This is a genomic window from Sporosarcina contaminans (assembly GCF_042679045.1).
In the GTDB taxonomy this organism is placed as follows: Bacteria; Bacillota; Bacilli; order Bacillales_A; family Planococcaceae; genus Sporosarcina; species Sporosarcina contaminans.
This window is the reverse complement of the sequence record NZ_JBHTLT010000043.1, coordinates 26,413-38,579: the sequence shown is the minus strand read 5'-3', so window position 1 is coordinate 38,579 and position 12,167 is coordinate 26,413. Positions and strand designations below refer to the sequence as shown.

11 protein-coding genes are annotated in these 12,167 nt (G+C 39.2%); 7 read left to right on the top strand and 4 right to left on the bottom strand.

What is annotated here, in order from left to right; all coding sequences use genetic code 11:
* Window positions 1–450: 450 nt before the first annotated feature.
* From ACFQ38_RS09255 to ACFQ38_RS09240, 4 genes are all read left to right on the top strand, one after another.
* A complete protein-coding gene (locus tag ACFQ38_RS09255) occupies window positions 451–1,638 on the top strand; it encodes a DUF4317 domain-containing protein (RefSeq protein ID WP_336824017.1) in 1,188 nt (395 codons plus the stop codon).
* 62 nt (window positions 1,639–1,700) lie between these two features.
* Window positions 1,701–2,120 (top strand): nucleoside 2-deoxyribosyltransferase, encoded by a 420-nt coding sequence (locus ACFQ38_RS09250; protein WP_381480474.1) that lies wholly within the window; start codon window positions 1,701–1,703, stop codon window positions 2,118–2,120.
* A 347-nt stretch (window positions 2,121–2,467) separates the two neighbouring features.
* Entirely contained in the window at window positions 2,468–3,043 is a 576-nt protein-coding gene (locus ACFQ38_RS09245) for a GNAT family N-acetyltransferase (RefSeq protein WP_381480473.1), read from the top strand.
* On the top strand, window positions 3,021–3,590 hold the full coding sequence (locus ACFQ38_RS09240) for a histidine phosphatase family protein (protein ID WP_336824014.1): 570 nt from the start codon (window positions 3,021–3,023) through the stop codon (window positions 3,588–3,590). Before ACFQ38_RS09245 ends, ACFQ38_RS09240 begins: the two co-directional genes overlap by 23 nt.
* A 136-nt stretch (window positions 3,591–3,726) precedes the next feature.
* Here the strand turns inward: ACFQ38_RS09240 and ACFQ38_RS09235 are convergent, their stop codons facing one another.
* Together ACFQ38_RS09235 and ACFQ38_RS09230 are read right to left on the bottom strand one after the other, a co-directional pair.
* Entirely contained in the window at window positions 3,727–4,311 is a 585-nt protein-coding gene (locus ACFQ38_RS09235) for an Imm64 family immunity protein (RefSeq protein ID WP_381480472.1), read from the bottom strand.
* Between the two features lie 472 nt (window positions 4,312–4,783).
* Window positions 4,784–5,278: an ECF transporter S component gene (locus ACFQ38_RS09230; RefSeq protein WP_381480498.1), complete on the bottom strand. Its 495-nt coding sequence runs from the start codon at window positions 5,276–5,278 to the stop codon at window positions 4,784–4,786.
* Window positions 5,279–5,662: 384 nt separating this feature from the next.
* Here ACFQ38_RS09230 and ACFQ38_RS09225 point away from each other — a divergent pair, with 384 nt between their 5' ends.
* Together ACFQ38_RS09225 and ACFQ38_RS09220 are read left to right on the top strand one after the other, a co-directional pair.
* Complete coding sequence (locus ACFQ38_RS09225; protein ID WP_381480497.1) at window positions 5,663–6,430, top strand: ABC transporter ATP-binding protein; 768 nt, start codon at window positions 5,663–5,665, stop codon at window positions 6,428–6,430.
* Window positions 6,417–8,378, top strand: a complete 1,962-nt coding sequence (locus ACFQ38_RS09220; RefSeq protein ID WP_336824011.1) for an ABC transporter permease — start codon at window positions 6,417–6,419, stop codon at window positions 8,376–8,378. The genes ACFQ38_RS09225 and ACFQ38_RS09220 overlap by 14 nt, the downstream gene beginning before the upstream one ends.
* A gap of 281 nt (window positions 8,379–8,659) precedes the next feature.
* Here the strand turns inward: ACFQ38_RS09220 and ACFQ38_RS09215 are convergent, their stop codons facing one another.
* Window positions 8,660–9,682: a sensor histidine kinase gene (locus ACFQ38_RS09215; RefSeq protein ID WP_381480471.1), complete on the bottom strand. Its 1,023-nt coding sequence runs from the start codon at window positions 9,680–9,682 to the stop codon at window positions 8,660–8,662.
* Window positions 9,679–10,353, bottom strand: a complete 675-nt coding sequence (locus ACFQ38_RS09210; RefSeq protein WP_336824009.1) for a response regulator transcription factor — start codon at window positions 10,351–10,353, stop codon at window positions 9,679–9,681. The genes ACFQ38_RS09215 and ACFQ38_RS09210 overlap by 4 nt, the downstream gene beginning before the upstream one ends.
* A gap of 408 nt (window positions 10,354–10,761) precedes the next feature.
* Between ACFQ38_RS09210 and ACFQ38_RS09205 the strand changes: the two genes are divergently transcribed.
* Window positions 10,762–12,102, top strand: a complete 1,341-nt coding sequence (locus ACFQ38_RS09205) for a sigma-54 interaction domain-containing protein (RefSeq protein WP_381480470.1) — start codon at window positions 10,762–10,764, stop codon at window positions 12,100–12,102.
* Window positions 12,103–12,167: the final 65 nt, after the last annotated feature.

Below are 12,167 nucleotides of genomic sequence, written 5' to 3'. Positions count from 1 at the left end.
AGTAGTTTCGCTTCTCCTCTTTTACTGAAAGAATGTGTGCCTCAATGCCATACTCTCCCCTGATGACTTTTCTTGCCCCAATGGCGTTTCTTGCTGTAACTTGCATAATCTGTATCGAACCTTTCAGTTTCATTTCAACGAGAAAGCATTTAGAACCGCACATCATTTATAAATCCCTCATTTCGGAAAAATGTTATGGTACTATCTTGTATTGTAGAATAGCGATGCATAGATTGGAAATGTGCTGCTGTAACGAAAAGGAAGGTGATCTCTGCGGTGCTTCATCATATGAGATAGAGTAATCCAAAGATGATCATTACTTTTCAAAATTAATAGTGTTCCTGCTCTGAGCTTAATCATTGTTATAATAAAGGAGTGTCTCAAGATCAATGAATTTGACGCTCTTTTTTAATATGACAGATCATAGTAGCCAAGGAGTGGGGATAATAGATGAATAAAAAAGCAATTGCGGATATACGTAAGCATTTCAAATTAGATACAGATTTATTGACGGTTAAAAACATTTATAACGTTTATATACGGCAGGAAAGCAATGAGATCTACCATGAAGTTAGCCAGCCATTTGCTATGTTGGACCGCGAGCAGCAAGAGCTGTTTCTTGCCAATTTCAAAAAAGTGTTGGGCGGAAAATTAGATGTAAAGCTGTTTGAAGTGAGATTCCGGTCTGAAGCAGATGAGCGAACGGAAACGACGCAAACGATCCTTTATGAAGGGCTGCATACAGAAAATGTAGAGGAATGGAAGGCAGATATGCAGCGCATCGCCCAAAAGATGGTGCAAGACGTTCAATATGAAAAGGATATTGTCGTGACGTTCATTCGAGGAAATTATTATAAGCCGACGAAACGGCATAGCGAAGAGTCGGAGGTGGCTGAACGGGATGAAGTGTTTACGACGCCTTTTATTCTTTGCAGCTTGAACCAGACGGAACAGCCGAAGCGTTCGCTCGTCTTTGACTTCGTTGAAAAGGAATTTAAATCGAGATTTATCGGTGATCCAATCATTAACCTTACATCGCCGATTGGCGGGTTTTTATTCCCCTGCTTTACGGATAATGCAGCAGACGTGAATCACGTTTTGTATGCTGCTGGCAAAGCGAATAAGCCAGATTTCCATTTCATCGAGAATGTATTGGACGGAGAGGAAATTATGACTGCTGAGGAAGATAAGGTTGTCTTTGAAGAGATTGTAAAATCAGTCGTCGGTGAAGAAATGAATACGAAAACTCTTGCAAGCGTTTATGATGAAATTCAACGTATGATGGAATTGGACGATGAGGAAGAGGCAGAGGAAACTGTGCCGACTTTGGACACGAAAGAAGTAACTCGTGTACTAAAGGCGAGCGGCATAGAGGACGTAGATTCAGCAAAGGTGGAAAGAGCATTCCAAAAAGTTGTCGAGGATGAGACGTATGAAATGAAAGCAGCCCATATTGTACCAAGCTATGCGTCGAAATCGATTAAAATCGAAACGAAAGTTGCGAACATCGCCATTAGCCCACAAGACTTACGATATGTGAGGCAAGTCACAGTTAACGGCAAGCGCTGTCTATTGATTGAAGTAGAAGAAGACACGGTCATTGAAGGATTTACTTTGCTTTCGGAAGAGTTGCTGTAGGTACTGTTAAGAAAAACAGCTTTGGAAATAATAAGGTGGAAGGCAATAAGGAGGCAATAGGAATGAAACGAGTATATTTGGCAAGCCCGTTTTTTAATGACAAAGAGATAGGCTATTTGGAACAGGTTGAGATGATGTTAGACGAAAAAGGATTGAAAGTATTTTCACCGTTCAGACATTCAGCAGATGCAGAGATGGGTTCCCGTCAATGGTCGATTGAGACATTCATGGACGATATCAAACATATTAAATGGGCAGAGGTTGTCGTAGGAATTTATCATGGAAACTATTCAGACAGCGGAACGGCGTGGGAGCTTGGTTACGCCTATGCGACAGACAAGCCCGTCATCTTAATCCATGTAGGAGAAAACAGCAATCTAATGGTGCATGAAGGTGCCCATGCAAATATTACATTAAAAGAATTGAAAGACTATGACTTTGATCAGCTGCCAAGCTCGTTTTATTCGGGGGCAATGCTTTAATGAGTCAAATGAAAGCAGACAGTGCATTATGGCGTACTGTCTGCTTTTTTCATTGTAGAATCCCCTTTTTTCTGGAGTGTTGTTTCACGTACTGCTTCACCTTTGAAGCAACATAGAGGAAACCAACAGTGATCATTCCACCAAAACCACCCGGTAGCTTCCATATAAATGAGCATCTCCCCAGACCCATCAACGCCGTATGAATGGTAATATTCCAATATTATCGTAATAGCGCAACATGCACAAAGAAATTTTTTGTTATATTTTGAAGGTCTTCCTCAAGGTGCAAGCGTTTTTGATACAATTAGATCAGAAAATAAAGTGAAGTTAGAAAGATAGGGCTGATAATGTTGCACACAAACTTTTCATTTGAAAATGAAAGAGTAATCCTAAGAGAATTTACAAAAGAAGACTGGTTGGGTGTTCATAGATATGCGTCACAAGAGATCGTTTGCCGATACCAGCCTTGGGGACCGAATTCGGAGGAAGAGTCTAAAGGTTTTGTGGAACAGGTTATGAAAGATGCCTCTAAAGAGCCAAGAATAAGATTTGTCTTTGCTGTGATCACTAAAGAGGATGGACAGATGATTGGAGCCGGGGAGATTAATATAAGAGATGCTACGAATAGAAGCGGTGAAATAGGCTATATAATCCATCCTGATTATTGGGGAAAAGGCATCGCGACAGATGTAGCGAACCAATTGCTTGATTATGGTTTTAGCGCACTATCGCTTCATCGGATATATGCGACTTGTGATCCGAGAAATATCGGTTCATCTAAAGTATTGGAGAAAGTCGGGATGACGTTAGAAGGAAAAATTCGCGAGAACTTACTCGTAAAAGACGGTTGGCGGGATTCATTGTTGTATAGCATTTTGGAATACGAGTGGAGGAAGTATCATGACAAAAATAGGGCTTATTAGACACGGTCTAACTGAATGGAACTATCTTGGAAGAGCACAAGGGATATCTGACATTCCTTTAAATGAACAGGGCATACAACAAGCAGTTAAAATCGGAGAACGACTTGCAAATGAAGAATGGGACATCATCATTTCGAGTGATCTATTAAGGGCAAAAGAAACGGCAAAGATTATTGGAAGTAGGATGGGGTTGCCCATCACTGTTGATCAAAGAATAAGAGAAATAGATTGCGGTGAAATTGAAGGGACGACTGAAGACGAAAGAGTGATTCGGTGGGGAAAAGCCTGGCGTGAAGCAGATCTTGGCATGGAAAAATTTGAAACGGTAGCCCAAAGAGGGATTGGGTTTTTAGAAGACGTTGCGATTCGATACGAAGGGAAGAGCATCCTTGTTGTAAGCCACGGTGCTCTAATAGGACTTACTTTGCAGCATTTGCTGCCAGAAAAGTTTCCTACAACTCATATTGACAATACTTCCATATCGATTCTTCAACATCATGAAAAAGAATGGAATTGTCAACTTTACAATTGTATAAAACATTTATAACAGGCTTGTATTATCCCGTAAAACAAAGGGAAAAGACAAAATAAAAAGAGCAGCTGCAACCACTCTAATAATGCTATTTCTTATAAATTTCATTTGCTTTACACACGTTTCTTGAATCCTCAAAAAAATTATATAATTAGTTTAAGCGTTCAGTTAACCCATTAATATACCAATTGGCTTTTGTAATCTTTACTTTTCCATCATGGTCATGTTTCGCTTCTATTGCATAATAGGGTCTCTGTAAGTGTTTAAATTCCTCGGGTGAAAATTCTATTTCGGCTTCTTGATCAGAAAAAGCATAATCTACATTAAAATTCTTGAAAATAAATTTCAAATATTGAATTATGATATCTTCGGCAGTCTCTAATTCCTTAATGTTATAACTACTGATAATCGAGTCTTCTTCCATTTCAAATAAGTATCCAAAATACTTATTTGTTACTTTTAATGTAATTACAGCTTCAATAGTTAGTTTCCCAAAAGGAAAATTAGAAATTGGAATTTCTAAAAAGTGAAATTCCTTCAAGGTTGATAGAAAATCTTTATTGGAATACGTTCTATAATCATCCACTACATTCCAATGAACCCCAGAATTATCACTTGAAAATTTCACACAATCAATATTAACCCCAAGATGTTTTAAATTATTCATTAAAATAGTATATTCATTGTTTAAATCATTAGTAGTACTTACCCAACCTAAAGATATTTTTGAACCCATGTAAACACACCCTTTCTTGTTTATTCTCTTGCGACTTTCAAACCGTTATTTAAATGATAAAGACATTGATCAGTTGTATACTTCCATCCCGATATGAAATCCCTATCGGTTGGACTGACCTTATGTGCAGTCATTTCGTTCATAGGCGGGGTTGCAAGAACATTTGGTGTCGGTTTCCGGATGGATATTTGGGATTATGGTTCAGTGCCAACCATTTTAAGCATCCCGGTTTCCATATTGTTCAGCATTCTCCTATTGTTTATCGCGGTCATGTGTTGGAAATTGCTTTTGCAATCTGTCCAGTTTGTGAAGTCCTAATTATAATTTGGGTGCCTGTCAGTAAACAAATCAAGTTTTGCGCTACAATTGGATATAAAAAAAGAAAACCTCTATAATGGGTTTTCTATAATTAGATACATTTATTATTAATGGGTAGTCGTCATAAATGCGTTATACACAAACACTCAATCCATTATCTTCTAAAAAGAGGAATCCTTTTAAGCGCAGCGCAAACAGGAATGGCCACTAAAATTCCAACGATATTTTGCACTAAATTTCCCGGAATGGATGCAGCAGGTACAGCCCAATTTCCGAACAGAATCCTTTCACAAATATAGTAACCAGCTAACATGAATGGAACCGAAGTGATAGTCGCCAACAGATTGAACGTAAAACTGCCTCCATTGCGGCCGCCTGACCAAGCAATCTTCCCAACGATATATCCCTGCAGGCCCCGTGTCAAAAACGTGAAAGGTGCCCATAATGTCCATCCCGATATTAAATCAAACAATCCCATTCCGACAGCACCGGCAATTGCCCCTTTTTTGGGGCCGAACAACATCGCGACCGTAAAGAGCATTGCTGTTCCAAGGTGGACCAAACCGCCATTTGCCGTAATCGGAAGTTTAATATTCAAAAGAAGCGTAGCGACGAATACTAAAGCGATTAGCATTGCCGAAATAATCATGTCCAAAGTTGGATTTGTCGTGCGCGATTTACTTTGTAAAATGGTTATTTTCGATGGAGTAGCTTTTACATTGCTTTCTCTTTTCATTAAGTTCATCGTTCCAAACCTCTTTTAATTTTAAATTTTGCTTGCATTGCTTACATTAACAGGCAAGTGGCCCATTTAAAAGTATCAATTTTATGCAATATAATGTGGTCAGTTTTGTACAGTTTTAATAGATAAACGCCCTGCTTGTATAAATTGCATTGTAGAGATTGATAAATTTTCTTAATCCGAACAAAATTGTAAGATTCGTTGTTGTTTTTGTTCGTTACATCGATGGAGGGCTACCTCATTGCACGGTATGATGGAAACAAATGAAAACAGCTATGGGGGATTTGTATGATGGATATCGTAGTGCAGGCAACAGGTATTCAAAAAGTATATGGGACAAAGAAAAACTTAGTTTCTGTGCTTGAAGGGATTGATATAAGCATCCATGAAGGGGAGTTTGTTGGCATTATGGGTCCTTCAGGAGCGGGTAAAACGACGTTGCTCAATATTTTGGCTACAATCGATAAGCCTACTTTGGGAAGTGTACGCATTAGCGGTACAGAAATCACTACATTGCGTGATGAACCACTGTCTGAGTTTAGGCGTACGAATTTAGGTTTTGTTTTCCAAGATTACAATTTGCTTGATTCATTGACGATTCGGGAAAATATACTGCTGCCGTTAACATTTTCCAACAAAGTGGATTTCACGACAGATTTAAAAGTAGAAGAAATAGCAGGGAAATTAGGTATCCAATCAATTTTAGATCGGTATCCATATGAAACGTCCGGCGGACAAAAGCAGCGGACTGCTGCCGCACGGGCGATTATTCATAACCCAAAACTTGTATTGGCGGATGAACCGACTGGGGCATTGGATTCGAAGTCTTCGATGGATTTGTTGTCAGCATTTCAATTGATGAATCAAGAATATGCGACGACTATTTTATTGGTGACGCATGATGCTTTTGCGGCAAGTTATTGCGATCGTGTCCTCTTCATGAAAGACGGAAGGTTGTTTACCGAGATCGTTAAGGGAGATAAGGACCGAAAATGGTTTTTTGATCAACTGGTCACAACGTTGTCATCTTTAGGGGGCGGTCGTTATGACATTATATGATGTCGTCCTGAAAAATTTAAAATACAATATTCGCAAGTATTTTCTTTATATCGCGTCGTTACTATTTAGTGTCCTCATTTATTTCACTTTCGTTTCTTTGCAATACAATGAGCAAATTGGCGAAGCATTTGGACGGGAAGATAAGATGGGCCCTTTATTGACAGGGGTTTCCGTTATACTGTCTTTGTTCATCATGATTTTTGTATGGTATTCCAATACGTTCTTCATAACGAACCGGAAGCAAGAAATTGGGCTTTATTCATTAGTTGGTGGTACAAAAAAGGAAATCGGGCGGATGCTGTTCTATGAGAATATGTCCTTAAGCCTTTTGGCGTTAGGGATAGGCATCGGGCTTGGGCAGTTGTTCTCGACATTATTCAGTATGATTTTGCTGAAAGTAATGGGCATTTCCATAATTGTCCAATTTTCAATGAACCCGGTAGCCATTCTTCAAACGGTAATCGTTTTTTTATTCATAATGACGATTGCTTCGCTGCAAGGGTATTTTCTTGCATATCGATTTGAATTAATTGAACTTTTTCAAGCAAAACATAAGATTCAAAAACAGTGGAAACCGTCTTATTTGCTTGCGTTGCTTGCAATCGTCCTTATCGGGTTTGGTTATTGGAGTCTTTTACATGCATACGAATCAACAAGCTGGTCAAAACATTTTGGTAGAAACTTTACTATAATCCTCATCGTTTTAGTAATAGGGTCCTTTTTATTATTCCATTCAGGCACTAGCTTCTTGATCCACCTTTGGCAAAAGAGGAAAAAAGCTTACTACCGTTGGAAGAACTTATTAACTTTGACCCAATTGAAAAGCCGTCTTCGTAGCAATGGGCTGCTGTTGACAGTTATTTCAGTTTTGAATGGCATGACGCTCGTTGCGTTTGGATTCGCTTATACGATTTACTTTAATACGTTGCAAACATTGGAAGATCATGTGCCATACAGTTATCAGTTTGATGTGCAGTCAAGTTCTATTGATGATGAAATGACCAAGATTTTATCCAACAATGAGGAGCATCCGGTTATTTTTGATGAGACATTTGAATATGCAATGGTTCCGGGATCGGCAAGCGAACTGGAATTAGTGCCAGGCGGCTATTTGTATTACGAGGACTCTTTCGCGGTGTTACCAGTATCAACGTATAATTCGCTTGCTGGAAAGCTTAGTCGCCTTCCGATTGATTCGATCGGGGATGGCGAGGCAGTGATGGTAGGCCGGAATTTCATTGGTTCGCAAAAAGAAGATGAAAATGTCGGCAGTACGTTAACACTTATGAGCTTAGAAGGTGAATTGCCGATTCGTATAATTCACAATAAGGTTGAGTCGCTATTTTCGTATGAAGTACAGCCTTCCGTACTAATCGTAAGCGATAGGTTGTATGAGCAGTTATCTAGAGGGGCGACAATACATGGAACACGGGTTATCAAAATTGATGATCAGAAGGAATCTGCTCGATTGACTAAGGATTTGAAAGCCGTTTATGAATGGGACGAGGAACAAACAACAGAATTTGAACCAAATAAAGGTTTTTATAGCTTCTCAGAAAGCTTTGAAACCGCACAATCCATATATGGCTTGCTTATTTTTGTGTTCGGGTTTATGGGGCTCGTCTTTTTGGTAGCAACGGGCAGTGTCATCTATTTTAAAACATTGACGGAAGCAGCAGAGGATCGAAGACGATATGAGATGTTACGTAAGATAGGGTTGAGCCGGAGGAAAGTGAAGAAGTTAATTGTGAGACAGACGTTTCTTTTATTTCTTTTGCCTCTCGTTGTCGGTATCGCGCATAGCAGTATGATACTGACTGCGCTATCAAATGTAATGGATATCAATTTCTTATATCCTGTTTCAACTAGTATCGCTATCTATACATGTTTGTACGGTCTTTATTATAAGTTGACAGTCGAGACGGCAAATAAACTTGTGAATCCGTAAACGGAGCTTCGTCACTACCATTTTACGAGATTGGACGATTTTTTTGTATATTTATAGTTTGATGTGACTAGTCGTTGCTTGGAGTGAAACGCGCCGACGTAACATCGAACGGGCTTTGCGAACAAAAGCAAAGCGTTGAGAGCACCAAGAACTGGAAGCCCCCCCCGGAAAGCGTGCGCCTGGAACGGAAAGCAACGTTTCAAGGATGCACCTCTTTTCATCAACAGAAAAAGGGGTGTCATAGAAAGTCAGTTTTCACAGACTTTCTGGACAGCCCCGTATTACATAATAGTGGAATAGTAATCGTTTTTACGAAAATGAATTGTTACGGCTGTACTTACGCCTTCTGTAGAAGATATTGTTACGTTATGACCTATTTTGTCCATAATTTTTTTGGCGATATACAAGCCAATTCCAGTCGATTTCCGATTGATTCGCCCGTTTGCTCCGGTAAATCCTAATTGAAAGACTCTGCTAATATCATGCTGTGGAATACCAACGCCCTCATCAAGGATTACCACTCTACTTTCTTCCAAGTCTTCCTCTGAATAGATCGTGATCGTGCCACCGTCATTTGAGTATTTTAATGCGTTTGAAAGGAACTCCGAAAGACTGTATGCAAGCCATTTGGAGTCTGTTTCCACGCATAGAGGCACCATTTGAATGACAATTTTTATCCTTCTTCGGATAAATTCCTTTGCGAATTGTTTTACGACAGAACGAATGACAGCATCGAGCCCTGTTTTGCGAATGATATAATCTCTGGAGAAATGATCAGTCCTTGTAAAATAAAGTGCTTGGTCAACACTTCGCTCAATGCGCGAGATTTCCTCCGAAATGCTTTCACTATCCGGATTTTCCTTTGCTTGCTCTGAAATCAACTTACTGATCGCAATTGGTGTTTTAATGTCATGAAACCAAGTTGTCATGAATTCCATTGATTCCTTTTTATCGTGAAGGATAGAGGTCAATTGTTGCTGATGTGCATCATTTACAGATTGGAGGAGTTCCCAATACAAGTGCTGCTCGTATGTTTTTGGATCGTCAATGCCATCCCGTATGAATGTTCCTTTGCTCCAACGGGAAGAAAAGGCTTTATATTGCTTTGAAACGAGGTAAAAATCAATTGTTAAAAATGAAATGAAGAAAAAAAGCGCGATCGCATGAATGTAAACAAGGTTAGAAAAATGGACAGACATCGTCGGCTCGACATAAAGCATAATCGTAATGAATGACATAATTGCTATATACAACACAAATAACCGCTTTTGGAAGCGGATATACTGACGAAATGATACGCTCATGAGAGTATGTATCCTTGGCCTTTTTTAGTTTGGATATAGCCATCCAATCTATGCTCACTCAGCTTTCGACGAAGCCTATTAATATTAACAGTTAATGTGTTGTCATCGATGAAATTTTCATCTTCCCATAAGGCTGCCATGAGCTCATCTCGCTGGACGATTTCATTTTTACGTTCAAGAAGGATGCATAGAATCCGAAACTCATTTTTCGTCAGTTCAATTTCCCCATCTGGACTGGAAAGGACGGCCCTTTTCACATGTAATGTCAAATCGCGGTGTGAAAGTATATCCATGTCTATTTGTTGATATGTATACGAACGCCTTAAGAGAGCATGGATTTTCGTTAACAGCATTTCCATGGAGAAAGGCTTCTGGATAAAGTCATCCCCACCCATATTCAGCGCCATCATCATGTCCATCGTTTCTGTGCGCGACGAAAGAAATACAATCGGAATGTTCGAATGCCGACGAATCCTTTCGCACCAGTAAAATCCATTCATATAAGGCAGATTAATGTCGAGAAGGATAAGATGCGGTTGCACCATCAAGTACAGTTCCTCCACATTACTGAAATCCTCTGCAACGTGAACACCATACCCCCAGTTTCGCAATTCAGTGGCGATAATCGAACTGATTTTTATTTCATCTTCTACAATCAGAATGGTAAACATATCAGATCCCCCTATATTTGAAATGAAGGCGAAGAAACTACCCGAACAGAAAAACCTCCATTATCCCGATTGTATCATAGGAAATAGAAGGAAAAACTGTGATGACGAAAATGTAAGTTTGCCATTGCGACAATGTGGTGAATCGTAAAGCGACTAATAGAGGCTTTCAAATAACACTATTCAATATTGGATATTTTATTTCATAGATAATGGTCTTTTAAGTACTAATTAAAGGTTTTTAAAGAAAATCATCATGATTTCAAACTGACATTACTCCTTCAGATGGTTATTGTTTTAGTTAATACACTTTTATTTTTGAATGGAGACAAAATTATAAAAATAGAAATTGGTAGTGTAAGATAGTAGTTAAATTGATACTGGATTATTGTATGGAAGGGGATGACGAAAATGGATATCCAGACGGTCGCATGGTGGAAAGCGATTGTAGAATCGATGAATGATGGAGTACTTGTAATCGATCGTGCCGGAATTGTGAGGACAATCAATCCGGAGTATACCAACATTACTGGAGTCACTCCTGATATTATTGGGAAGCCGTTAGTAGCATACCGGCCGGGTGCGCAATTACCGAAAACATTAATAGATGGAGAAAGTCGGGTTGGTGTATATCGAAAGGCACGTGGCAGGGAATATGTTGTTGATATGGCCCCTATTATTGTAGATGGAGAAATTATTGGAGCTGTTTCGGTCTGTAAAAGTCTGAATGAGGTGCACACACTTACCCAGGAACTTGCTAAGCAGCAAGAGACAGTGGCTGAATTAAAAAAACAAATGCGTTCGATTTACAAAGTAAAGTATACATTCGAAGATATTATTAGCCAGGATTCCAAGATGAGGGATCTAATCTCTATTGCCAAGAAAACAGCTTTGACCAATCTACCAATTTTAATCACTGGAGAGAGTGGGACGGGAAAGGAATTATTTGCACAATCCATTCATCATACGAGTTTACGCACGAATGAGCCATTCATAGCAGTCAATTGCTCCGCTATTCCTGTGACATCAATTGAAAACGAACTATTTGGTTATGCAGAAGGCGCTTTTGTAGGGGCATTACAAGGTGGAAAATCAGGTTTGTTTGAAATGGCAGATGGCGGAACTTTATTTTTGGATGAGATTGGTGATTTGTCAATGGACGTGCAGGCGAAAATATTGAGAGTGCTACAGGAGGGAAGCATTCGTCGGATTGGAGAAGTGGTGGAACGGAAGATCAATGTACGAATCGTTGCGGCTACTCACCGTGATTTACGACAGATGATAGCAAAAGACTTATTCCGGAGTGAGTTATTTTATCGCCTGAACGTCGTCAGTATTCAAATCCCTTCATTACGTGAGCGCAAATTGGATATTCCTTTGATTATTAATTCTGTTACCCCACAGTCTTATACAGTTGACGAAGAGGTAATGAATTTTCTCACTTCCTATGATTGGCCAGGGAATGTTCGAGAATTACGTAATGTTATTGATTTTGCTGTATGTATGACGGAAGAGAAAAGAATTTCCATTCAACATTTGCCAGACTTCATGCGTAAACATCATACGTTGTATGCAGATGAAACAAGAATCATTCCATTACACGAAGCAGTGGACGAGGCGGAAAAGAAGATTCTTCAGCATGCACTTCAATACGTTGGTGCAACGGTTCAAGAGCGGTTAAAATTAGCGAATGAGTTAGGGATTTCTTTAGCTACTTTATACAATAAAATGAAGAAATACCAATTAAATTAAACATTATAGTTGTTTATAATGATGCTCAATTTAGTTCTAAAAAGTTGGAATGGTCGTTATGGATG